Raw genomic sequence first — 23,765 nt, forward strand, 5'->3', positions numbered from 1 at the left:
CGATATTGAATTTATTGGTATAATAGGAATGTTTAACGAATTTCCGCTTCTTTATGTGATGGGGGGAAAAGATTTACCGAATCGACGTGAAAATAAAGAGGTAGATGAAGCTTTTGCAGCAGTTTTAAAGTACATATACAAAGAATATAGTGAAAGCATGCTAGGAGTGAGCGATTGAAAAGAAACTTAAAGACTTCAACAATCATTATTTTAATTTTAACGATTATTGCTCTTGAAGTTGGAATCGCACTATATGATCACAATTTGTCATTAGATACAATTTACTTTGCAGCGATCCTTATTTGTATTGTATTGCTTTTTGGCACACGTGTTTCTGAAGAGAAAGAAAGTACATCGAAACGAGGACGAAGAAAAATAGCTGTTATATTTTGGCCATCTATTTTATTGTCTATCGCTTGTTTTGCAGTTATAAGTTACATAAGGGTAGGCTATGTCTCTGTACCAGGGATAATTGGCTTTTCATGCTTTGTTACATATGGTGGATTCGTTTTGATTAGTATTTTAAAGGGGAAAAATAAAATGTAGCTTACTAAGTTGAAAGGAAGCAATGTATATGAAACATATAGAGAACGGTACACGTATTGAAGGAGAATACATTAAAAATAAAGTTATTCAATATAATATGTCCATCTTAACAGATGAAGTAAAACAGCCGATGGAAGAAGTAAGCCTCGTAGTAAAAAATGAAGAAGGAAAAATATTTGGTGGTGTAACAGGTACGATGTATTTTTATCATCTTCATATCGACTTTTTATGGGTTGATAAATCAGTTCGTCATGACGGTTATGGTAGCCAACTTTTACATAAAATTGAAGAAATTGCGAAGGAAAAAGAGTGCAGATTAATATTGCTAGATTCATTTAGTTTTCAAGCGCCAGAATTTTATAAAAAGCACGGTTACAGGGAGTATGGTGTCGTTGAAGATCATCCGAAAGGTCATAGTCAGCACTTTTTTGAAAAGAGATTATAATAGTATTATGTATACTGGTTGATGGGAGGAAGCATATGTACACGTATAAATTGCAACAAGAACAACCAATCTGTGCAGAAAAAATAAAGAAGCTTTATGATTCTGTCGGTTGGTGGCCAGAAAGAAAAGAAGTCGATATTGAAAAAATGTTAAAGAATAGTAAAGGCATTGGAGTATGGGAAGAAAATGAATTAGTTGGATTTGCTAGAGTCGTTTCTGATGGTGTTTTTCGAGCATACATTGAAGATGTTGTCGTACATGAGAGTGTAAGAAATAAAGGTATTGGAGAGAAAATGCTTACAATATTACTTCGAGAAATATCTCATATTGATATTGTTAGTCTATTTTGCGGTGAGAAGCTAATAAAGTTTTACGGTGAGCAGCAATTTCAAGCAACGAAGCAAATTGTGATGCATCGTAATCAAACAGGGAAAGAATAAGAGGTGCCAATTAAAATGAATGCAACAAGAGCGTACTGTTTATCGAAAAGAAAAGCGACAGAAGATTCTCCAGATGGCTGGAGTGCAACATGTATGAGGCTTAATAATAAAGTATTTGCGATAGTAAATCATGAAGAAGGCGAAAAAGCTGCGATTACATTGAAGTGTGATCCAGAAGTCGCATTAAGAATAAGAGAAGATTATCCAGAAACCATTATTCCAGGGTATCATATGAATAAAAAACATTGGAATACTGTTTATATTCATAAGGATATAGAGCAGGAGCAAATTAATAAAATGATTGATTGGTCGTATGATTTAGTACTACAATCATTTTCAAAGAAAAAGCAGCAGGAGTTAATGGATTAATATGTATTAGGAGTGTGTGTAATGAAAGATTCGATTAAAGATACGTATGATAAATTAGCGAGTACATATAAAGAAAATCTAGATTTCGCAAATCCATATAACAGTTATTATGAAAGACCGGCGATGATGGAGCTTATTCCAAAGGAACTAGAAGGAAAAAAGATATTAGATGCTGGATGTGCAGCTGGATGGTATACTTCTCAATTCATAGGAAGAGGAGCAAATGTTACAGCAATTGATGTAAGTCCTGAAATGGTAAAAGCAGCAAAAGAAAATATAGGAGAAGAAGCAACGTTCCTTTGTCATGATCTGCAAGAAACATTGCCATTTGAAGATAATACCTATGATGTGATTGTAAGTTCGTTAACTCTTCATTACTTAGAAAATTGGAATCAAGTATTTCAAGAATTTCGTCGTGTATTGAAGCCAGGTGGGGAACTTATTTATTCTATTCATCATCCTTTTATGGATTTCACAAAGTTTCCATGTGAAAATTATTTTGAAAAACAGTTATTAATAGATACTTGGGTTAAACCGAATATTACTATTGAAGTCAAGTTTTTTAGAAGATCATTACAAGACATACTAAATGAAACTACAAATTATTTTGTATTAGAAGAGATAGTAGAACCGAAGGCAATTGAAAAAATGAAAGAAGTAGACGAGAAATCATATTATTATCTAAATACGAATCCACATTTTCTTATCATTAAAGCAACTAATAAATAGCTAGTAAAATAACTTTGTTTTACTAGCTATTTACAGTCTTACATTACATATTAGGGGACTTTAAAATGAATACGAAACGAAATAGAGTAGTATATGCACTATTTACTATAGTTATTATTATTTTAGGTCTTAGCTCAAGAAAGTTTGCTTTTGCACTACCACATCTATTAAATGATTATTTAGGTGATGCTTTATGGGCATTAATGATTTTTACTGGCTTTGGATTTTTGTTTCCTAAAACAGAGACGAAGAAGTTGGCTTTTATTAGTTTAATGTTTTGCTACGGGATTGAAGCGAGCCAATTGTATCATGCGGAATGGATAGATAGCATTCGTGCAACGACTTTGGGCGGACTCGTGTTGGGATACGGTTTTTTGTGGAGTGATGTAGTGGCTTATACAATTGGTGTTGGAGTGGGAATACTGTGTGAGGTTATTTTTCGGAAGAAATAAGAATTGCAAAAGGGGTATTTGTAAATGGAACAAGCACTAGAAATTGTAAAGTTTTGGTTTCAAAATGAACATGTTACAGCTACTGTAATGCAACCAAAAGTAGCGAAGGTTTTATGCAAGAATAAAGAGTATATTTTAAAGAAAACAGGATCAATAAAGCAACTTCTAGTTGAATTCGATGTTTTGAAGCAACTGTATGAAAAGGGAATTAAAGTACAGAAAGTAGTAAAGACAGAAAATGATGAACAATATGTATTATATAAAGAAAAATATTATTGCTTATATGAGTATGTTGCCGGAAGTGTTTTAGAAATAAAAGATACGAATAAGCTGGAAAGGCTAGCAAGTACAATTGGAGAAGAAATAGCTAATCTGCACAAAGCATTACATTCGGTGAATAGTGACCATGAGTTAATAAAAAGAGATTTATATAAGATAGTATTTGAATGGGCTATACCGATTTTAGAAAAGAACGAGCATGCTCATCGAGAGGTAATTCAAAAGATGGAGCGAATGCACACAGCTTTCAAGGAAACGGTCCATCCATTACCGAGACAAATTATTCATCGTGATATGCATCTATCAAATGTAATCTTTAAAGATGATAAACTAGAAGGGTTTATAGATTTCGAGATTTTAGAAAATAATGTAAAGATATTTGATTTATGTTATTGCTGTACAAGTATATTAAGCGAGCTATTTAGTGATGAAAGATTAAGAGAAAAATGGTTACATATCGTTAGCAAAGTCTTTGAAGGTTATTATAAACAAAATGATTTAACGAAAGAAGAACTAAAAGCTATTTGGTATGTTATGCTTTCAATTCAAATTATCTTTATTGCTTATTTTGTCCAGTTACCAGATTTATTAAAGTTAAATGAAGAAATGTTCTTCTGGATTTTTGCTAAGAAGGAAGATATTGAAGAAATTATAGAAGGTATCGTAAAGATATGAAAAAAATAATATTAATTGGTTCTGGTGGTTCAGGAAAATCTACATTAGCAAGGCAGTTAGGGAATAAATTAAATATTAAGGTGCATCATCTTGATGCATTATTTTGGAAACCGAATTGGGAAGGTGTTCCGAGAGAAGAACAAATAACAGTTCAAAATAACTTAATTAAAGATGAGAAATGGATTATTGATGGGAATTATGGCGGGACGATGGGTATCAGACTGAATGCAGCTGATACAATTATCTTCCTTGATATTCATAGAACAATTTGTGTTTATAGGGCTTTTAAAAGAATTGTAAAATACCGAAATAAAACAAGACCAGATATGGGCGCGGGATGTGAAGAAAGATTTGATTTGCAATTTTTTAAATGGATATGGGAATATCCTAATGCTAAACGACCTACAATTTTAAAAGGGTTAGAGCAATTGCCCGAAGAGAAAAAGGTTATTGTTTTAAAATCTCCAAATGAGGTTCGGAAATTTTTAGAGCACATATAATAATAGAATGTAACAAAACACTTCTTTGTAGATCTTACCGATTAGTTTAATAAAACTAATCGTTTTTTATTATGAAAAATTTAACGCTTTTTGAAAATTGTATTTTGTAATGAGTATATGACTATAAGTTCATATAAAATGAACGTTTGGAGGAATAGAAAATGACTAACGATTTAATTCAACTAATCGATTCATTAATGGTCAATATTCCAGCTGGAGAGGTAGTATTAAGAGATGATCGAATAAAAAAAGAATGGCTAGTACAAATTCAACCATTTCTTCTTGCAAAGTATGCTGTAACAACGGAACTATATGATGCTATTACAAATAGTACATTAAATAATTTTGTTAAAAATCATAAACCAGTTGTCAATATTTCATGGAACGATGCCATTACGTTTTGTAATGTACTTTCAAAAAAAGCGGGATTAAAAGAATATTATTCTATTAGTGATGGTGGTCAAATTGTGAAATGTAAGTTAGATTCAAATGGCTACCGATTGCCATCTGAGGCAGAGTGGCAATATGCATGTAAAGCAAGTACAACCGGATATACATACGGGAAACTTCATGATATAGCATGGTATAATGAAAATTCAAATGGAGAAATTCATGACGTTGGCCAAAAAGAACCGAATGCATGGGGACTCTATGATATGCTAGGGAACGTTTGGGAATGGTGCTATGATTTGTATGATGAAAAAGTATACGGATCATACCGCATTTTTCGTGGTGGTAGTTGGGCTGAAGCAGCGAGAGGTTGCGGCGCTACTTGTCGTCGTCGAAGCCATCCTACATTTCATATAGATGATCTCGGTTTTAGACTCGCTAGGTCAATTTAGTAGGAACATGATACGAAGGGGATCTATACTCTTGCCAACATAGGAATGATTTAACGTAAGGAGTGTTTATTATGGCGCGTGTTTTATTTATTAACGCTGGATCAGAAGGACATATAAATCCAACTTTACAAGTTGTAGAAGAATTGATTTCTCGTGGTGAAGAGGTCGTTTATTTTTCAATAGAAGCTTTCAGGGAGCGGATTGAGAAGACAGGTGCTACTGTACGAACGATTGATGATCAAAAATTTATAAAAGCGTTTCTATCTGGAGGCAGAAATTATTTACAGGAAAGAATAAATGGCCTTCTACATACAGCGGATATTGTAATACCTAGCGTTCTAGAACAAATTGAAGGTGAACATTTTGATTACATAATTCATGATTCTATGTTTGGCTGTGGCCATTTAATTGCTCAAATCCTTAAACTGCCAGCCATAAATTCATGCACATCTTTTGCGCAGGATGAAAAATCCTTTGAGCAAATGTTAGGTCATCTGTCAAAAAATATCCCAGTAGAAATTTATGATAAAATACAGAATGATTTTCAAAACTTAACGGAGGGAATTGCTGAAAAATATGGTGTTGAAATAAAATCATCGTATGAAGTTTTCTGTAATCCTGCACCCCTTACTATTGTGTATACAATTAAGGAGTTCCAGCCTTTTGGTGATACGTTTGATGAAACATATAAATTTGTAGGACCATCTATCTCTGCACAAATGAAAAACAGAGACGTTGATTTTACTTCAATTGAAGAAAAAAGTCTGATTTATATTTCATTAGGTACTGTTTTTAATGAAGCGATTGACTTTTATAAACTGTGTATGAAGGCCTTTGAGAATAGTGAGCATACAATTGTTATGTCTATTGGTAGTAAAACAAAAATAAGTGATCTAGGCGAAATCCCTAAAAACTTCATTGTGAAAAACTATGTGCCTCAAACCGAACTGCTTACTTATACGAAACTATTTATTACACACGGCGGGATGAACAGTGTGCATGAAGGACTATATAGCGGGGTTCCGCTCGTTGTAATACCGCAAAGTGCAGATCAGCCAGTAGTCGCAAAGCAAGTGGAGAGTCTTGGAGCAGGAATAAAATTACAAATGCAAGGATTAACTGCGGATCAACTAAGTGAAAGTGTAGAAATGGTATTAAATAATCCGTCATTTAAAGAAGTTGCTTTGAATTTGAAGAAATCTTTCCAAAAATCAGGTGGATATAAGGAAGCTGTTGATGAAATTTTTATATTTGTAGGTCAGTGAAAAAATGAAATTATACATTAGAAAAGCATCTAAATAGGATGCTTTTTATTTAACTTTATAATTCTTATTTTTAATATCTAGTATGGTTAAAACTAAGGCACTGAGAGATATAAGTATAAGAATAAAAGTTAACCAGTTAAATGTATTGTCAATTATGAAGTAAAGATGATAGATAAATATATTCAAATTTTATTTTAAAATGTTAGGACTTAGTTTTACATGTTAGTAATAATTTCACTGTTTCTGCACAACTTCTGCACATACTCAGGTAATTTCTATGTCATGATATATTCATAAAGTGAAATATTTCACAAGAAAAATATAATTTCACTGCGGTGTATGCATAATTAACACATACATCGGTACAAGTTTGTCTCTTGTTATTCTTTTACATCAAAGCCCACATTCCACTACAAAGTATAACAAGAAGGAGACATGAACATGAATAATCGATTTTTAAAACAACTACAAAATATGAAAATGAACAAAAAAAGTTTAGGAGCTGTAGCATTAACAGCTGGAATTATTAGTACGACACTTATTCCTCAAAATGCTTATGCGCACGGTTTTGTTGAAAAGCCCGGTAGCCGATCCGCTTTATGTAGTCCAACTTATGGTGCGCTAAATGTAAACTGTGGAAGTGTTATGTATGAACCACAAAGTTTAGAAGCTCCAAAAGGGTTCCCACAAGGTGGTCCAGTAGATGGACAAATTGCTTCAGCAGGCGGAAAATTTGGTGGTATTTTAGATCAACAAACAGAAAATCGTTGGTTTAAAAATACAATCACTGGTGGGGAAAATACATTTACTTGGAAGTATACTGCGCCTCACTTAACGAGTAAGTGGCATTACTATATTACTAAAAAAGGATGGAATCCAAATAAAGCGCTAACAAGAGCAGATTTTGAACCAATTGGAACTGTACAACATGATGGTTCTGCAGCTTCAAATAATTTAACTCATAAAATCAATGTACCTACTGATCGTAGTGGATATCATGTGATTTTAGCAGTATGGGATGTAGCTGATACAGCAAATGCATTCTATAATGTAATTGATGTTAATCTTATTAATAATGTGAAACCAGACATAGAAGCGCCAAGTATTCCAAATGGACTTCAGGCGCAAAAAGTAACAGCGAATAGTGTAGAACTAACATGGAACGCTTCTACGGATAATGTAGGGGTAAAAGGATATCAAATCTTCCGTAACGGAGAGATGATTGATACAGTACCAGTGACTCATTTTATTGATAAGAAGTTACAACCAAGTACAGAATACTCTTATACTGTAAAAGCAATTGATGCAGCTGGCAATGTATCGAAAGAAAGTACAGCGCTTACAGTAAAAACGACAGTTGAGACTCCTGATACAGAAGCACCAACACAACCAAAAGGATTACATAGTATGGGAACGACAGCATCAAGTGTGGATTTAATGTGGAGTCCATCTGAAGATAATATTGGTGTAGACCATTATGATATTTATAGAGAAACAGAAGAGTCAATGAAAAAGATTGCAACATCCAATACAACTTCTTATATGGATAAAAATCTGCTCGCTAATACTACTTATAAATATGTAGTGAAAGCTGTTGATGTAGCTGGAAATGAATCCGTACAGAGTGATATATTCACAATTACTACAAAAACCGAAAGCGCTTCATATGAAGCGTGGGATGCAAAAAAAGCATATAAAAAGGGAGATAGAGTTCTACACGAAGGAAAAGTATATGAAGCAGTCCAGAGTTATCAAGGAAATGGTGATCCAAACTGGATTTATGCATTATCATTATGGAAAACAGTGTAAGTTTTACCTAGTATGAACTAAAAGATGATGGGCTTTGATGCAAAAGGTAATCTTGAGAATTCACTTTTCTATTAATAAAAAAGGGTAGTGTATGAATACATAAGATTCATATACTACCCTTTTTATTATGATAACACTTTCGTCATAAGTATGTGCGGAATGCCATCTTCCATAAATATATCAGAAGAAGTTTGATAGTCTAATTTTTTATAAAATCCTTCAGCTTGTGTTTGACCGTGTAGCTTCACTTTTGTAGCTTGTTCGTTACGAGCAATTTCTTCTAACGTTTGAATGATAACTTTACCTAATCCGTATGTACGATAATCTTTTAAAATACAAATACGTTCTAATTTTCCGACACCATCAACAAATCGTATACGCCCTGTGCCTACAGGAAGATCATGATAATAAACTAAAATATGTTTACATTGCTCTCCGATTTCATCGAATGTATCGAATTCATCTGTAAGAGGAACACCTTGTTCTTTTACAAATACTTCTTTTCGAATATGAAAGGCAGTTTCTAAATCAGTAAGTTCTGTTATAAGTTTGGATTGCAAAATGTTCAGTCCTTTCTAGTGTAATCAGTTTGCGTTTTCCTAGTATATCATAATAAAGCACTATTAAGAGAAGAAGAACATACTAAAAAGCCAACTTTAAAAAGTTAGCTTTTATTACAATTTCTTTATCCCATTTTTAGTACCAATAATTGCTGTACTCGTCATACTTATAAACAACCCTGTTTCAACTACACCAGTAATCATTTTTAATTGGGTGTGTAAATGGACAGGATTAGAAATATGATTAGGGAATATACAATCGATAATCATGTTATTGTTATCGGTTATATAGGTTTCATTGTTTTTCAAACGTAATGTTGTTTGACATCCTAAAGACTGAATTTTATTTTCGGTTTGTTTCCATGAAAAAGGGATGATTTCAATAGGTAATGGAAAAGTACCTAAATGTGTTACAAGTTTCGATTCATCAGCAATGATAATTAGTTTTTTAGAGGAAGAGGCAACGATTTTTTCACGAAGTAATGCACCGCCACCGCCTTTTATAAGTTGTAAATTTGAATCAATTTCATCCGCTCCATCAATTGTAAGATCAAGACTTTGTACGTCGTTTAACGAAATTAGGGGGATATTTAGTTGATGTGCTAATGCTTCAGTTTCCTTTGATGTTGGTACAGCTTGAAATGATAATCCTTCTTTTACACGCTCACCTAATTTTTGTATTGTCCAATATACAGTAGAACCTGTACCAAGCCCAATTTTCATGCCATCGTTTACAAAGTTAGCAGCATATTCGCCAGCGAGCTGTTTTAAATTCATCGCTTTACTCCGCCGGACGTGGCCCAGCATCAAGACCTGAATTTTCAACTGTAAGTACCGGACGAACGACTATATCTTTATGTACACGCATTTGACAAGATAATCGTAAATGATCTTCAATTCCTTTTTCCGTCATTGCATGTTTCTCATTCGCACTCGCTTCACAGAAATCACCTGCTAGTATTTCTACTCTACAAGTTGTGCAACGTGCATTCCCGCCGCAACGATGAAGAATGTTGACACCGCTATCTTCAATTGCTAATACTAACTTTGTTCCTTCTTTCACATCAAAAGTTCCCGCACCTTCAATTGTTAATTTTGGCAAATTTGTTCCTCCTCACGTAAAATTGTACATAACATATTTATGACCGCGAATTATTGAACATAAACATTATTTTTTTATATCCCCGTAACTTTTTTTAATGTTGAATCGTTTATTAAGTAAGCGCTGAAAAGGAGTGGTTATTTTGTGCACAAAAGTAACTCATGTTTTAAAGAACCATATCGATATGAATCATTCAAATATAAACTTTTTAATTGAACAATATGGAGAGTTAAAAAGATACTGTACTTTTTTAACGAAAAACAAATGGGATGGGGAAGATCTCGCCCAAGAAACAGTGTGTAAAGTGCTTCAAAAATATAGAAATAAAGATATTTGTATGACACTCGTCTATAAAATAGCAAGAAATCGTTGGTTAGATCAGATAAAGTCTAAGTCTGTTCATGAAAAAATAAGAGAACAAATCACTTTTGAAGAACCACATGAGAACATTGCAGATTTGCATGAAATGGTAGGGAAAGTATTGTCTTCATTAAATGTACAGCAATCCGCAATTTTATTATTAAAAGATGTTTTTCAATATAGTATCGCTGATATTGCTAAAGTGTGTTCTGTATCAGAAGGTGCAGTAAAGGCTTCTTTATTTCGGAGTAGAAATAGGCTGAAAACTGTAAGTGAAGAAGGGATTGAGATAGTCGAATTCACAGAGGATATTGAAGTTGTTGTAACATCTATTCGTGAGGAAAGACCAGAATTGTTAACGAAATTTCTTCCGACAATAGATTTTACTAAGTTACCATCTAAACAGCCAGTGTTATTATTTAATGTGAAAAAACCTTCTTCCTACAGTTGTATGCTTTGCGCAGCATAACAAGTATTGGAGGGATTTAAAATGAATGCAATTCCATATGTAGTAGAACAAACAAAATTAGGAGAACGTTCTTATGATATATATTCAAGGTTATTAAAAGACCGTATTATTATTATCGGCTCAGAAATTAACGATCAAGTAGCGAGTAGTGTCGTAGCGCAATTATTATTTTTAGAAGCAGAAGATGCAGAAAAAGATATATATTTATACATCAATAGCCCAGGAGGTTCAACGACAGCAGGTTTTGCAATATTAGATACGATGAATTTAATTAAACCAGATGTGCAAACGCTATGCATGGGCTTTGCGGCATCATTCGGTGCATTGTTATTATTATCAGGAGCAAAAGGAAAACGGTTTGCGCTCCCTAACAGTGAAATTATGATTCATCAGCCGCTTGGTGGTGCACAAGGGCAAGCAACAGAAATTGAAATAACTGCGAAAAGAATATTAAAGTTAAAGCATGATATTAATAAAATGATTGCAGAAAAAACAGGCCAACCGATTGAAAGAGTAGCACATGATACAGAAAGAGATTATTTTATGACTGCAGAAGAAGCGAAGGTATATGGGATTGTAGATGATGTTGTTACGAAAAAATAAGATGAAAAAGGCTAGAGGATATGTTAATTCTCTAGCCTTTTTATTAATCCTTTACCCATTCATCAACTAATGCTTGATTTTTTTTAATCCATTTTCGCGCAGCTTCTTCAGGATCTTTTGTTTTATTTAACATGACCATTAACGTACCGAGCTGTTCATCGTTCATTTTCCATTTATCAAAGTATTTTATAACATCTGGGTAATCTTTTTCGAAACCTTTACGAACGGAGTAATAAATGTCATCTTTTTCACCATATACTTTCTTAGGGTCTTTTAAATATTTCAAGTCAAATTCTGAAAACCCCCAATGCGGATTCCAAAGCGTAACAGCGATTGGTTTCTTTTTTGTATATGCTTTCTTTAGTTCACTCATCATCGCAGCTTCAGAGGATTGGACAAGTTTTAGTTTTATATCATATTCTTTCATTGCTTTATTCGTTAAATTCATAAGACTACTACCGGGTTCGATACCGACAATTTTATTATCTAGTTCATCTTTATGAGCATTTAAATCTTCGATACTGTTTATGTTTTTCATATAAGAAGGGACGACTAAACCTAGTCCAGTACCTTCGTACCATTTTGATTTTAAGACAATATCATCTTTATAACGATCGTTTAGCGGTTTATCTGTAACTGGTAGCCATACTTCTAAATTCGCATCAACATCGCCACGAGCGACACCAGTCCAAATTGCGGCTTTTTCTAAATACATGAGCTCAACTTTGTAGCCTTTTTCTTCTAATAAAACTTTCCACATGTTTGCAGTTGCAATATTTTCTTTCCAACTTGTTACACCAAGTTTAATTTTTCCTTTCGAATTTGCATTTGTTGCATTACATGAAGTGAAAATCATAGTAATAAATAATGCAAGGCATATAAACCAAATTTTCTTTCGCATCGAAAACCTCCTAAGTAACGTTTGCCTTATAAAATAAATGTATAAGTAAGCATTCTTATTATGAACGGAAACGAGAATTTTAAAGAAATCTTATGAATGTCATTTTTATGTAATATTTCTTTGTAAAATCGCAACACTATGTGAATAGATGGGTAGAAAAGGAGTAGTGACATGGATAATACAAAGGTGCGTGTTGAAAACGTAACAAAAGTATTCGGGAAACATCCGCAAAGAGCCCTTTCCTTATTAAAAGAAGGAAAAAGTAAATCGGAAATTTTAAAAGAGACAGGAATGAACGTTGGGGTGAAAAAAGCAACGTTTGAAGTTTACTCTGGAGAGATTTTCGTTATTATGGGTTTGTCTGGTAGCGGGAAATCTACGCTAGTTCGTATGTTAAATCAATTGATTAAACCAACTGCAGGTCATATATACATAGATGGTGAAGACATCGCAACGATGGGAAAAGAAGAGTTACGGAGAGTAAGAAGAACGAAAATGAGTATGGTATTTCAGAAATTTGCTCTATTTCCGCATCGTACAGTTATACAAAATGTTGCATATGGTTTAGAAATACAAGGAGTTCCGGTCGAAGAGCGAGAGAAAAAAGCGTTAGAATCGCTACAGTTAGTAGGACTCGATCATCATAAAGATAATTATCCAAGTCAACTTAGTGGTGGTATGCAGCAGCGCGTTGGAATCGCAAGGGCACTAACGAATAATCCAGATGTATTACTAATGGACGAGTCATTTAGTGCATTAGATCCACTTATTCGAAAAGAAATGCAAGATGAATTGTTAGAGTTACAAGATAAAATGGAAAAAACGATTATATTTATTACGCATGATTTAGATGAAGCGCTTCGAATTGGAGATCGTATCGCATTAATGAAAGATGGAGAAATCGTCCAAATTGGAACGCCAGAAGAAATTATGATGAGCCCCGCAAATGAATTTGTAGAAAAGTTTGTTGCGGACGTGAATTTAGGAAAAGTAATTACGGCTGAGTCTATTTTAAAACGACCAGAAACTTTATTAATTGATCGTGGACCTCGTGTGGCCCTTCAAATTATGAGGAATGCAGGTGTCTCAACTGTATATGTTGTAAACAAAAAGTATGAGTTTTTAGGTATATTAACTGCGGATGATGCGAGTAAAGCAGTACAAAAACAGTGGCCGATTGCTGATTTATTACTTAATGATATTCCGCATGTGTATTTGGATACTTTACTGGAAGAGACATATGCAAAAATGGCAGAGATGAAATATCCGTTACCAGTAATCGATGAGAAGAAAAGGCTAAGAGGAATTATTAAACGTGAAAGTGTCATTCAAGCTCTTGCAGGAAACATTGAGGAAGAGGTGAAAGACGATGAATAGTATACCACGTATTCCATTAGGGGAATGGGTCGACTCATTTGTTGCAAGTTTATATGAGCACTTTGAAGGCTTATTCCGAGGATTCTCTTATATTATTGGTGGATTCGTTGATTTACTCACTAATTTTTTAACAATAATACCTGCCATATTGATGATTATTATCTTGTGTTTCTTCATTTGGTACACAACGAGGAAATTATCTTTAGTCATTTTTACGCTTATTGGATTATTATTCATTTTGAATATTAACTACTGGGCACAAACGATGCAAACATTAGCACTCGTACTTACGTCTGTTATTATTTCAATTATTGTCGGAATTCCAATTGGTATATTAGCATCTCAAAATGAACGTTTCTCAAAATTTTTAAAACCAACATTAGATTTTATGCAAACAATGCCTGCATTCGTATACCTTATTCCAGCGATTACATTTTTCGGAGTAGGTGTAGTACCTGGAATTATTGCATCAGTAATCTTTGCAATGCCACCGACAATTCGTTTTACTGACTTAGGAATTAGACAAGTTCCAGAAGATTTAATTGAAGCAGCAAATGCATTTGGATCCACGGCATCACAAAAACTATTTAAAGTACAATTACCACTTGCAACCGGAACGATTATGGCTGGTGTGAACCAAAGCATTATGCTTTCGTTATCGATGGTTGTAACAGCATCACTTGTAGGAGCTCCAGGACTTGGAGTTGATGTATATCGCTCTGTAACACAAGTTAATATCGGAATGGGATTTGAAGCTGGATTAGCTATCGTAGTAATCGCAATTATATTAGACCGTATTACACAAGGGTTCCATACGAAAAGAAAATAATGACCAAAAGACACACTTTTATAATACAAAGTGTGTTTTTTATTGCATCTAGATTACATATGAACGATAACAGAACCTCCAACTGGTGCACAAACTTGGTTTTGTTGTTGTTCCATTGATTTAATGAATTGATTATTTTCCTCAATTAATGAGATTAATTTAGTTAATTGACTTTCAAGACTTGCGATACGCTGCATCATATATTGTGAATCATGATGCAATGTATTCCTTGCGGGATGGGGGGAATAAACATACTGTTGATTTATATTTGGATTCCAATGAGGATACATTTGAATTGTTCCTCCTTCAATAAATTACGAAGCTTTCTATAGTAAATGCCTATGTATAATTAATAGTTACTTGAAAATTTTTCAATATAAAAGGAGTATGTACAGAAAATGGAAAATATTATATGTGAAGTTAAAGTACATTTTTTGAAATGTTCAAGTGAGATAGTGAATATATTAATACATTCAAGTAATTGTATGTTGTTTAGCGAGAAATGATGGGAGGAGATGCAATTTTGGCTAAAAATAAAAAAAGAAATGATGCTTTGGCAATAGGTATTGGTATAGGAGTTGTAATCGGTGTAGTCCAAGGTTATTTTACAAATAATTTAGTAATCGGAATTGTGATTGGGATCGTAATTGGGATTGCGTTTTTGAAGAAATAATGAGGTTTAAATTCATTTCAAAAATTGCTGTATCAAAAGAGTGAATATTCGGAATATAAATCCTGTTTTTCCTTTTTTTATGATATTATATATGAAAAGGATGGTGATGAATATGCCAACGAACGATCAAGTAAAACTAAACTGTTTTATTTGTGAAAAGCATAAAGGAAATATTATAGTTCCAGGTGAAGCTATTTACGAAGATGAACTGCTTTACGTTGGACATGTCCACTGGGATAGTGAAGAAACATACTTGGGTTATGTAATGATAGATATAAAAAGGCATGTACCTGGCCTCGCTGAACTAACAGATGAAGAAGCGAAAGCGTTCGGACTTATAACAAGTAGAGTAAGTAAAGCGCTAAAAGAAAGCGAAGGTGCAGAGCATATTTACACTTTTGTTTCAGGGAATGGTGTACCACATATGCATATGCATATCATACCGCGTTATGCAAATACACCAAAAGAGTTTTGGTCACCAACCGAGATAGCGAAATGGACCGGCGCACCATATGGTGACGCAGCGAAAATCAAAAAACTATGCGAAAGAATACGAGAGTATATGGTGAGTGAATATGCATACAACAAATAATAGACAACATTCATGGGTTGGAAGTAGAGAAATGTGTTTAGACGAAATTTCGGTAAAGCAATATGGTGATATCGTGCTCGGTGCATATGGTGGGAATATTAGTGCCGGAGCAAAAAAGAACGAAGATGGTGCGTTAGTTTGGTCAAATGGTGATTGGGAATTTGCAGCTATATTAGATGGACATAATAGTGCAGAAAGTGTTGATTTAGTAGTAAATACAATCGAAAAAGAATATGAAAATATAAAAGTAATTTTGAATGAATCAATTAATACAGTGTTTCAATCTATTGAAAATCATATACTGACAATTTTTCAGTCATCTTCATTTAAGGAAAAGTGCAAAAAAATTAAAGGTGAAACAGCTTGCTTACTATGTGTAAGGAAAGAAAATTATATATGGTGGCTTTCTATCGGTGATGGTTTAGTGTATGTATTTCATGAAGAGTTACATAAGTTAGGACAATATGCATTAAATCAACGTCATTTTTACGAATGGATTGGAAATGTAAACACATTTGATTTACCTGTGCCTTGCTATTCATCAGGTATTCGTGAATTACGTACTGGAAAGAACCGAATTGTAATGGTGACAGATGGTGTATTAGAATGCGGGGAACGCCGATATGAAACACCTGTAAATTTGTATAATGCTATGAATAGAAATGATAAAACACTTAAAGAAAATATTCACAATGTTTTAGAACACGTGCATCATCAGTTGGGACGTGATAGTGCGACAATTATTAGTTGGGACGTAGAAAATAAAAGGAATGCTACGTATCCGAGTGATCAGCCGGAGAAAATGCAAGTAAGAAAATAAAAGGATAGGGTTTTCTGTCAATTATAAAAATAACTCTATTAATTTTATCGGTACTATCTATATTCGTTTTTGAAAAAATAGAAAGAAAAAGGATTAAACATCCCGAAACAAAAGGGATGGGAAATAGATTGTTGTTATACAATACATAAAACATGTGTTGATAAAACTACTACTAAAGAAGATAAAGAAAATGAATACATTATCTACATATTAAAAAATATATAATCCATTTTGTTACGAAAACATAATTAATTTAATAGGAGGGAATGCAATGGGCAACTCTACTATTTGGATTATAGTTATTATTATGATAATTGGAGGATATTTTTTAGAAAAGTTTTTAAGAAAAAAACTAAATATGCCAAAGGGCAATGCTTGGATATATAAGCATGTAAATAGTTTACATGTAAAATTAGAAATAGGTCTTTTTATCGTATATCTTATAGTAAGTTTTATTTATCTGTTCAAAGTAGAAAATGCTAATATAGGAATTGCTGTACTTACTTATTTTGGAGCAATTTCCTTATTACGCGTATGGATGGAATGGAAGTATAGCAGAGAGACAAAGGAATATATTCTTTCTATAATTGGATTCTTTGCATTTGTTTTTATGGTTTCAATGTTACTTTATTTTGATCCTCTTTCTACATACTAATGTCGTTTTGGTTTTTCATGATGAATATTTAAAAAGAGTAGCTACCATTATTTATCTTGATAGTTACTCTTTATATTTACATCTTCTTAAAGCTTCTCAAAACAAGGTATTCCCACAATCTCCAAGGAAGAATCTTCTTCGTAAAGATCATAAATTTTACACCTTTTCCAATAGGATATCGTAAAGTAGTACGCTTTGTTTCAGCAATTTCAACGATTTTATTAGCAACATCTATCGGATTACCAAATGTATCACTGCCGCTATTAATATGTTTTTGTATTTTATCCATATACTCTTTGTAAGGAGATGTTGTATCAGATTGATTTTCAGCTAGTTGTTTCCCAACCTCCCATATGTTTGTGTTATAAGAACCTGGTTCAATTAAAGCAACATCTATTCCGAAAGGTTTTACTTCTAAGCGAAGCGATTCACTCCAGCCTTCTAATGCATATTTTGAAGATACATAAGGAGATAAACCAGGGAATCCAACTTGGCCGCTAATGCTGCTTATATTAATGATTTTTCCACTTCTTTGTTTTCTCATATACGGTAAGACAAGCTGGGTAATTGATATAGCTCCAAATAGGTTCGTTTCAAATTGTTTACGGTATTCCTCTACTGGAATTTCTTCTACAAAGCCGCCATTTGCATATCCTGCATTGTTAACAAGAAGGTCTACTTTTTGTATTTCTTTTAAAAATAATTGGAAGTTATGTATAGAATTTTGATCGGTTACATCTAATTGTTGAACTTTTATATTTTGCTGTAAGTTAAGTTGAGTAACTTGAGATAGTAAGTTCACTTGTTTTTCAAGGTTTCGCATTGTAGCGATAACTAAATAATCTTTTTTTGCGAGTTCGAGTGTAGTTAATAGTCCAAATCCACTTGAGGCTCCTGTAATTATTGCGATTTTTTTATTCATTTTCTGCCAGCTTTCTTTTTCTTTTATCATAACGAGTTATGATAAGAAAATCTATTATTCTTACATTCAGTATGAAATGAATTTGTATGTAAAAAAGGGGATTATAGGGAATGAGCGTATATAGAGTAGTGTATATTAATATGATAATGAAATGAGGGAAGAAACATGGTCCATGTGAAAGATGTATTAGCAGATCAGTTATTAGCAAATGCGAATGATCCCAGTTGGTATATGCCATTTTCAGATGCAGTTAAGGATTTATCTGAGAGGGAAGCTTTCTGGAAACCGAATGAAGAGTGTAATAGTATAGCCGAAATCGTACAACATTTACTGTATTGGAACTCTACGTGGCAAACTAGGTATAAAGAATCACATGTTAATGCAGTACCCGCTATAGGAGATAATAATAAAAGTTTTATGCTTTCAGATAATCAAACTTTCGATGAATTACGGGAAAAGCTACTAGAAAAACTGTTACAATGGCAAACTCTCATAAATGAAGAAAAGGTTGAAAGTGATGTAGCGGGATTTCCCGTTTCTGCAAAATGGTGGGAAGTGTTAGCGAATGTAACAACTCATAATGCATATCATATTGGGCAAATTATTTACATCCGAAAATTACAGCAGAGCTTTGATAATGAATAAGATAATAGTTATCAAATTAGGTGAACAAAAGTGGACAAAACGAGACAAATGTCTCATTTTGTCCACTTTTTATTATGAAAGAAAAGCGAAAACCTATTAAAGCAAGGATTAGAATTTGGCACGGTACTTGCAATATAAAAGACGAACAAGAAAATAGGAGGGCTGGACATGTTAAAAACAACTGAAAGTAAAGGGAATGAAATTACGAAAGAACAAGCTCGTTGGATGTACGAAAAAATGTTAGAGATTCGTAAGTTTGAAGATAAGGTGCATGAATTGTTCGCGCAAGGCGTTTTGCCAGGTTTCGTTCATTTATACGCAGGTGAAGAAGCGGTAGCAGTTGGTGTATGTGCCCACTTAACGGATAGTGACAGTATTACAAGTACACATAGAGGTCATGGACATTGTATCGCAAAAGGTTGTGATTTAAATGGTATGATGGCTGAACTTTTCGGGAAAGCGACAGGATTATGTAAAGGTAAAGGCGGTTCCATGCATATTGCCGATTTAGATAAAGGAATGCTTGGTGCGAATGGCATTGTAGGCGGGGGGTTCCCACTTGCTTGCGGTTCAGCATTAACAGCTAAATATAAAGGAACAAAAGATGTAAGTGTTTGCTTCTTCGGTGACGGAGCAAATAATGAAGGAACATTCCATGAAGGGGTTAATTTAGCGGCGATTTGGAAGTTACCAGTTATTTTTATTGCAGAAAATAACGGTTACGGTGAAGCAACTACATTTGAATATGCTTCAAGTTGTGATTCTATCGCTGATCGCGCAAAAGCTTATAATATTCCAGGTGTTCAAGTAGATGGAAAAGATCTTCTAGCTGTATATAAAGCTGCTGCAGAAGCAGTAGAACGTGCGCGTAATGGGGATGGTCCAACAATTATTGAATGTATGACATATCGTAATTATGGTCATTTCGAAGGTGAAGCGCAAACATATAAAACATCAGAAGAAAAAGAAGAACATTTAAATGAAAAAGATGCAATTGTGAATTTCCGTAAGCATTTAATTCATGAAGGTTTATTAACGGAATCTGAACTTGTTGATATGGAAAAAGCAGTAGATGATGCAGTACAAAGATCCATTGAATTTAGTGAAAATAGTCCATACCCAGACGATGAAGAATTATTAAAAGATGTATACGTTTTTTACAAATAAGAGGAGGGTGAAAAATTATGACTAGAACAGTAAGTATGTCAACTGCAATTAATGAAGCAATGAAAATCTCAATGCGTCGTGATGAAAATGTAATTTTAATAGGTGAAGATGTTGCAGGCGGTGCACAAGTTGATCATCTGCAAGATGATGAAGCCTGGGGTGGTGTTCTTGGTGTTACGAAAGGACTTGTACAAGAGTTTGGTCGAAATCGTATATTGGATACACCAATTTCTGAAGCGGGTTATATGGGAGCTGCGATGGCCGCTGCTGCAACTGGATTACGTCCGATAGCTGAGTTAATGTTTAATGATTTTATTGGTAGTTGTCTTGATCAAGTATTAAACCAAGGTGCGAAATTCCGTTATATGTTTGGAGGTAAAGCAAAAGTACCCGTTACAGTACGTACGATGCATGGCGCTGGTTTTAGTGCAGCAGCTCAGCATTCACAAAGTTTGTACGCATTATTTACGAGCATACCAGGTATTAAAGTTGTTGTTCCTTCCACACCGTATGATGCAAAAGGCTTATTATTAGCAGCAATTGAAGATGATGATCCAGTAATCTTCTTTGAAGATAAAACACTTTACAATATGAAAGGTGAAGTGCCGGAAGGGTATTATACAATTCCTTTAGGAAAAGCAGATATTAAACGGGAAGGTTCTGATGTAACAATTGTCGCAATCGGAAAACAAGTTCATACAGCACTTGTAGCTGCAAAGCAATTATCGAAAAAGGGGCTTGAAGTAGAAGTAATTGATCCACGATCTTTATCACCGCTTGATGAAGATACTATTTTATCATCTGTTGAAAAAACAAATCGTCTCATCGTTATTGACGAAGCGAATCCAAGATGTAGTATCGCAACAGATATTGCGGCAATTGTAGCGGATAAAGGTTTTGATTTGTTAGATGCACCTATTAAACGAATTACAGCACCACATACACCTGTTCCGTTCTCACCACCACTTGAAAAGTTGTATTTGCCAACGCCAGAAAAAGTAATTGAAACTGTATCAGAAATGATTGGAGACCAATCTTTATTACATGTGTAATAAAACGATGAGAAGGGAGAGAGACACATGGCTGTAGAAGTTGTAATGCCGAAGTTAGGTATGGCGATGAAAGAAGGTATTATTACGAGCTGGAATATTAAAGCAGGCGATAATGTAGCAAAAGGAGAACTGATTGCTAGTATTAATTCAGAAAAAATTGAAACGGAAATTGAAGCGCCAGCTGATGGTACGGTACTTGATATAGCTGTAAGTGAAGATGAAGGAGTGCCGCCTGGTACTGTAATTTGCTACATCGGTAAACCGAATGAAAAAGTAGAAATGCAGGAAAGCACACATGTTATAGAAGAAAAAACATCTAATATAGAAGTACAAAATGTACAAAATCAAGAACCAAATGGGAAAGAAGTATCGAAGCAAAGAATTAAAATTTCACCTGTAGCGAAGAAAATTGCAAAGTCTGAAAATCTGGATATCAAGGCATTAGTTGGTACAGGTCCTGGCGGAAGGATTACAAAGGCAGATGTATTAAAAGCACTTGAGGTAAGAGGAATCGTTCCGGAAATATCTGAAAAAGAAGAAAGTAAAGCCATTCCTGTTACTGGTATGCGTAAAGCGATCGCAAATCGTATGCACGCAAGCTTACAAAATAGCGCACAATTAACGTTAACGATGAAAGTAGATCTAACAGATTTAGTTGCTTTACATAAAGAAATAGCGGAAGTTGTACAAAAAAGATACGATAATAAATTAACCATTACGGATTTCGTCTCGCGTGCTGTTGTATTAGCACTTGGAGAGCATAAAGGAATGAACAGCGCTTATATAGATGATGCAATTCATCAATTTGAACATGTGCATTTAGGCATAGCAGTCGCATTAGAAAAAGGATTAGTCGTTCCAGCTATTCGCTTTGCAAATAATTTATCTTTAGTAGAATTGTCTAAAGAGATTAAGGATATGGCACAAAAGGCGCGAGCAGGTAGCTTAAGTAGTGATGATATGCACGGAACGACATTTACAATTAGTAATTTAGGTAGCTTTGGTATTGAATATTTCACACCTGTATTAAATACACCTGAGACTGGTATTTTAGGTATTGGCGCAATTGAACATGTTCCTGTATATAAAGGGAAAAAATTAAAAAAAGGTAGTATGTTACCTTTAAGTTTAACATTCGATCATCGTGTACTAGACGGTGCACCAGCAGCTGCATTTTTACGCACAATTAAACATTATTTAGAAGAACCTATAACAATTCTTTTATAAAGAGAAGGTGAGAGAATGAGTAAACTAGTTGTAATTGGAGGCGGACCAGCTGGATATGTAGCGGCAATTACCGCGGCTCAAAATGGCAAAGGTGTCACTCTTATTGATGAAGCTGAACTTGGCGGAACGTGTTTAAATGTTGGTTGTATGCCTACGAAATCACTGTTAGAAAGTGCTGAAATACATGACATTGTGAGAAAAGCGAATGATTATGGAGTTACGCTTAATAAAGGAAGTATATCAATTGATTGGGATCAAATACAGGCGAGGAAATCACAAATCGTAATGCAACTCGTCCAAGGAATACAATATTTAATGAAGAAAAATAAAATTAAAGTTGTAAAAGGAAAAGCGAAATTCGAAACGGATCATCGTGTGCGAGTTGTACAAGGAAATAAAGAAGAAGTAGTTGATGGAGAGAGCTTTATTATCGCATCTGGTTCCGAACCTACAGAATTACCATTCGCTCCGTTCGATGGAAAATGGATTTTAAATAGTAGCCATGCCATGTCTCTTGAGAGTGTACCATCTTCATTGTTAATCGTTGGCGGTGGTGTAATAGGATGTGAGTTTGCAAGTATTTATAGTAGACTTGGCACAAAAGTATCGATAGTTGAAATGGCACCGCAATTACTACCTGGTGAAGATGAAGATATCGCGAATATTTTAAGAGAGAAATTAGAAAAAGATGGTGTGAAAATTTTTACGGGAGCAGTTTTAAAAGGATTAAATAACTATAAGAAGCAAGCTTCATTTGAGTACGAGGGAATTACTCACGAAGTAACTCCAGAATTTGTTCTTGTTTCTGTAGGAAGAAAACCACGAGTGCAACAATTAGGATTAGAAAAGGCAGGGGTTCAGTTTTCAAATAAAGGGATTGCTGTGAATGAACATATGCAAACGAACGTATCGCATATTTACGCAGCTGGTGATGTAATCGGTGGAATTCAGCTTGCTCACGTTGCCTTCCATGAAGGAACGACAGCAGCATTACACGCAAGCGGAGAAGACGTGAAAGTAAATTATCACGCTGTGCCCCGTTGTATATACACAGCTCCAGAAATAGCTAGTGTAGGGTTAAGTGAAAAAGGTGCAAGAGAACAATATGGTGATATTCTCATCGGAGAATTTCCTTTTACAGCGAACGGAAAAGCTCTTATTTTAGGAGAACAAGTAGGGAAAGTAAAAGTCATTGTGGAACCTAAATACCAAGAAATTGTAGGGATTTCTATTATCGGTCCTTATGCAACTGAACTTATTGGTCAAGGAACCGTAATGTTTCATACAGAAGTTACCGCTGATATAATGAGAGATTATATTGCAGCACATCCAACTTTATCTGAGGCGATTCATGAAGCGTTAATGCAAGCAGTAGGACATGCTGTACATGCTTAAATAGAAATATGATAAACCACTATTCTCTAAATGAAAGAGAGAATAGTGGTTTGAATTTTTATAGA

30 protein-coding genes and 1 pseudogene are annotated in these 23,765 nt (G+C 34.2%); 25 read left to right on the forward strand and 6 right to left on the reverse strand.

Going from position 1 to position 23,765, the window contains the following annotated elements:
• Nucleotides 1-13: 13 nt before the first annotated feature.
• The 12 genes and pseudogenes from MKY38_RS08400 to MKY38_RS08455 all read left to right on the forward strand — a co-directional run.
• Nucleotides 14-178: pseudogene (locus tag MKY38_RS08400) on the forward strand (serine hydrolase); the annotation flags it as partial.
• Complete coding sequence (locus MKY38_RS08405) at nt 175-546, forward strand: hypothetical protein (protein WP_000827993.1); 372 nt, start codon at nt 175-177, stop codon at nt 544-546. The pseudogene MKY38_RS08400 and the gene MKY38_RS08405, both read left to right, overlap by 4 nt.
• A 28-nt stretch (nt 547-574) precedes the next feature.
• Nucleotides 575-991 (forward strand): GNAT family N-acetyltransferase, encoded by a 417-nt coding sequence (locus tag MKY38_RS08410; protein ID WP_000680416.1) that lies wholly within the window; start codon nt 575-577, stop codon nt 989-991.
• Between the two features lie 35 nt (nt 992-1,026).
• The gene (locus MKY38_RS08415) at nt 1,027-1,431 is read left to right on the forward strand and encodes a GNAT family N-acetyltransferase (RefSeq protein WP_065224853.1); all 405 of its coding nucleotides are present in this window, start codon (nt 1,027-1,029) and stop codon (nt 1,429-1,431) included.
• A gap of 15 nt (nt 1,432-1,446) precedes the next feature.
• Nucleotides 1,447-1,800: an MmcQ/YjbR family DNA-binding protein gene (locus MKY38_RS08420; protein ID WP_078384588.1), complete on the forward strand. Its 354-nt coding sequence runs from the start codon at nt 1,447-1,449 to the stop codon at nt 1,798-1,800.
• 21 nt (nt 1,801-1,821) lie between these two features.
• Nucleotides 1,822-2,529: a class I SAM-dependent methyltransferase gene (locus MKY38_RS08425; protein WP_025689368.1), complete on the forward strand. Its 708-nt coding sequence runs from the start codon at nt 1,822-1,824 to the stop codon at nt 2,527-2,529.
• 65 nt (nt 2,530-2,594) lie between these two features.
• The gene (locus tag MKY38_RS08430) at nt 2,595-2,981 is read left to right on the forward strand and encodes a ribosomal maturation YjgA family protein (protein WP_065224855.1); all 387 of its coding nucleotides are present in this window, start codon (nt 2,595-2,597) and stop codon (nt 2,979-2,981) included.
• A 24-nt stretch (nt 2,982-3,005) separates the two neighbouring features.
• A complete protein-coding gene (locus MKY38_RS08435; protein ID WP_114555519.1) occupies nt 3,006-3,935 on the forward strand; it encodes a phosphotransferase in 930 nt (309 codons plus the stop codon).
• Nucleotides 3,932-4,435 carry a DNA topology modulation protein gene (locus MKY38_RS08440; RefSeq protein ID WP_000720562.1) on the forward strand — a complete coding sequence of 168 codons (504 nt, stop codon included), beginning with the start codon at nt 3,932-3,934 and terminating at the stop codon, nt 4,433-4,435. Before MKY38_RS08435 ends, MKY38_RS08440 begins: the two co-directional genes overlap by 4 nt.
• A gap of 161 nt (nt 4,436-4,596) precedes the next feature.
• On the forward strand, nt 4,597-5,277 hold the full coding sequence (locus tag MKY38_RS08445; RefSeq protein WP_065224857.1) for a formylglycine-generating enzyme family protein: 681 nt from the start codon (nt 4,597-4,599) through the stop codon (nt 5,275-5,277).
• Between the two features lie 71 nt (nt 5,278-5,348).
• Nucleotides 5,349-6,542 (forward strand): macrolide family glycosyltransferase, encoded by a 1,194-nt coding sequence (locus tag MKY38_RS08450; protein ID WP_065224858.1) that lies wholly within the window; start codon nt 5,349-5,351, stop codon nt 6,540-6,542.
• A gap of 441 nt (nt 6,543-6,983) precedes the next feature.
• Nucleotides 6,984-8,351, forward strand: coding sequence for a lytic polysaccharide monooxygenase (locus MKY38_RS08455; RefSeq protein WP_070180195.1), 1,368 nt, complete (start codon nt 6,984-6,986; stop codon nt 8,349-8,351).
• A 125-nt stretch (nt 8,352-8,476) separates the two neighbouring features.
• Here MKY38_RS08455 and MKY38_RS08460 read toward each other — a convergent pair whose 3' ends face one another.
• The 3 genes from MKY38_RS08460 to MKY38_RS08470 all read right to left on the reverse strand — a co-directional run bounded on the left by MKY38_RS08460 (nt 8,477) and on the right by MKY38_RS08470 (nt 10,013).
• Nucleotides 8,477-8,911 (reverse strand): GNAT family N-acetyltransferase, encoded by a 435-nt coding sequence (locus MKY38_RS08460; RefSeq protein WP_001190880.1) that lies wholly within the window; start codon nt 8,909-8,911, stop codon nt 8,477-8,479.
• Between the two features lie 114 nt (nt 8,912-9,025).
• A complete protein-coding gene (rpiA, locus tag MKY38_RS08465; protein WP_070180194.1) occupies nt 9,026-9,688 on the reverse strand; it encodes a ribose 5-phosphate isomerase A in 663 nt (220 codons plus the stop codon).
• Between the two features lie 4 nt (nt 9,689-9,692).
• Nucleotides 9,693-10,013 (reverse strand): 2Fe-2S iron-sulfur cluster-binding protein, encoded by a 321-nt coding sequence (locus MKY38_RS08470; protein ID WP_001125388.1) that lies wholly within the window; start codon nt 10,011-10,013, stop codon nt 9,693-9,695.
• 142 nt (nt 10,014-10,155) lie between these two features.
• Here MKY38_RS08470 and MKY38_RS08475 point away from each other — a divergent pair, with 142 nt between their 5' ends.
• Both MKY38_RS08475 and clpP read left to right on the forward strand, forming a co-directional pair.
• A complete protein-coding gene (locus MKY38_RS08475; protein ID WP_070180193.1) occupies nt 10,156-10,842 on the forward strand; it encodes an RNA polymerase subunit sigma-70 in 687 nt (228 codons plus the stop codon).
• Between the two features lie 21 nt (nt 10,843-10,863).
• On the forward strand, nt 10,864-11,445 hold the full coding sequence (gene clpP, locus MKY38_RS08480; protein WP_025687604.1) for an ATP-dependent Clp endopeptidase proteolytic subunit ClpP: 582 nt from the start codon (nt 10,864-10,866) through the stop codon (nt 11,443-11,445).
• A 43-nt stretch (nt 11,446-11,488) separates the two neighbouring features.
• Here the strand turns inward: clpP and MKY38_RS08485 are convergent, their stop codons facing one another.
• Nucleotides 11,489-12,346: a glycine betaine ABC transporter substrate-binding protein gene (locus MKY38_RS08485; RefSeq protein ID WP_065224862.1), complete on the reverse strand. Its 858-nt coding sequence runs from the start codon at nt 12,344-12,346 to the stop codon at nt 11,489-11,491.
• A 171-nt stretch (nt 12,347-12,517) separates the two neighbouring features.
• Between MKY38_RS08485 and MKY38_RS08490 the strand changes: the two genes are divergently transcribed.
• Together MKY38_RS08490 and MKY38_RS08495 are read left to right on the forward strand one after the other, a co-directional pair.
• Nucleotides 12,518-13,723 (forward strand): quaternary amine ABC transporter ATP-binding protein, encoded by a 1,206-nt coding sequence (locus MKY38_RS08490; RefSeq protein WP_000370606.1) that lies wholly within the window; start codon nt 12,518-12,520, stop codon nt 13,721-13,723.
• Nucleotides 13,716-14,552, forward strand: a complete 837-nt coding sequence (locus MKY38_RS08495) for an ABC transporter permease (protein ID WP_001084759.1) — start codon at nt 13,716-13,718, stop codon at nt 14,550-14,552. The genes MKY38_RS08490 and MKY38_RS08495 overlap by 8 nt, the downstream gene beginning before the upstream one ends.
• Nucleotides 14,553-14,605: 53 nt before the next feature.
• Here MKY38_RS08495 and MKY38_RS08500 read toward each other — a convergent pair whose 3' ends face one another.
• Nucleotides 14,606-14,842: a hypothetical protein gene (locus MKY38_RS08500; protein WP_065224863.1), complete on the reverse strand. Its 237-nt coding sequence runs from the start codon at nt 14,840-14,842 to the stop codon at nt 14,606-14,608.
• 215 nt (nt 14,843-15,057) lie between these two features.
• On the opposite strand from MKY38_RS08500, the gene MKY38_RS08505 reads away from it, so the two are divergent.
• The 4 genes from MKY38_RS08505 to MKY38_RS08520 all read left to right on the forward strand — a co-directional run bounded on the left by MKY38_RS08505 (nt 15,058) and on the right by MKY38_RS08520 (nt 17,292).
• Nucleotides 15,058-15,225: a septum formation initiator gene (locus tag MKY38_RS08505; protein ID WP_065224864.1), complete on the forward strand. Its 168-nt coding sequence runs from the start codon at nt 15,058-15,060 to the stop codon at nt 15,223-15,225.
• A gap of 100 nt (nt 15,226-15,325) precedes the next feature.
• Nucleotides 15,326-15,817: an HIT family protein gene (locus MKY38_RS08510; RefSeq protein WP_070180192.1), complete on the forward strand. Its 492-nt coding sequence runs from the start codon at nt 15,326-15,328 to the stop codon at nt 15,815-15,817.
• Entirely contained in the window at nt 15,801-16,637 is an 837-nt protein-coding gene (locus MKY38_RS08515) for a PP2C family serine/threonine-protein phosphatase (RefSeq protein ID WP_070180191.1), read from the forward strand. The genes MKY38_RS08510 and MKY38_RS08515 overlap by 17 nt, the downstream gene beginning before the upstream one ends.
• A 271-nt stretch (nt 16,638-16,908) precedes the next feature.
• A complete protein-coding gene (locus MKY38_RS08520; RefSeq protein ID WP_000528448.1) occupies nt 16,909-17,292 on the forward strand; it encodes a DUF4181 domain-containing protein in 384 nt (127 codons plus the stop codon).
• A 76-nt stretch (nt 17,293-17,368) separates the two neighbouring features.
• Here the strand turns inward: MKY38_RS08520 and MKY38_RS08525 are convergent, their stop codons facing one another.
• Nucleotides 17,369-18,214, reverse strand: a complete 846-nt coding sequence (locus tag MKY38_RS08525) for an oxidoreductase (RefSeq protein ID WP_217700611.1) — start codon at nt 18,212-18,214, stop codon at nt 17,369-17,371.
• Nucleotides 18,215-18,379: 165 nt separating this feature from the next.
• Between MKY38_RS08525 and MKY38_RS08530 the strand changes: the two genes are divergently transcribed.
• The 5 genes from MKY38_RS08530 (at nt 18,380) to lpdA (ending at nt 23,700) form a co-directional block, all read left to right on the forward strand.
• Entirely contained in the window at nt 18,380-18,859 is a 480-nt protein-coding gene (locus MKY38_RS08530; RefSeq protein ID WP_000233791.1) for a DinB family protein, read from the forward strand.
• A gap of 168 nt (nt 18,860-19,027) precedes the next feature.
• The gene (acoA, locus tag MKY38_RS08535; RefSeq protein WP_000921274.1) at nt 19,028-20,026 is read left to right on the forward strand and encodes an acetoin:2,6-dichlorophenolindophenol oxidoreductase subunit alpha; all 999 of its coding nucleotides are present in this window, start codon (nt 19,028-19,030) and stop codon (nt 20,024-20,026) included.
• 17 nt (nt 20,027-20,043) lie between these two features.
• A complete protein-coding gene (acoB, locus tag MKY38_RS08540) occupies nt 20,044-21,078 on the forward strand; it encodes an acetoin:2,6-dichlorophenolindophenol oxidoreductase subunit beta (RefSeq protein WP_078439508.1) in 1,035 nt (344 codons plus the stop codon).
• Between the two features lie 27 nt (nt 21,079-21,105).
• Nucleotides 21,106-22,305 (forward strand): dihydrolipoamide acetyltransferase family protein, encoded by a 1,200-nt coding sequence (locus tag MKY38_RS08545; protein ID WP_078439509.1) that lies wholly within the window; start codon nt 21,106-21,108, stop codon nt 22,303-22,305.
• A gap of 15 nt (nt 22,306-22,320) precedes the next feature.
• A complete protein-coding gene (gene lpdA / locus MKY38_RS08550) occupies nt 22,321-23,700 on the forward strand; it encodes a dihydrolipoyl dehydrogenase (RefSeq protein WP_341048678.1) in 1,380 nt (459 codons plus the stop codon).
• The last annotated feature ends 65 nt before the right edge of the window (nt 23,701-23,765 follow it).

The organism is Bacillus sp. FSL R5-0585 (assembly GCF_038004545.1).
Taxonomy (GTDB): domain Bacteria; phylum Bacillota; class Bacilli; order Bacillales; family Bacillaceae_G; genus Bacillus_A; species Bacillus_A cereus.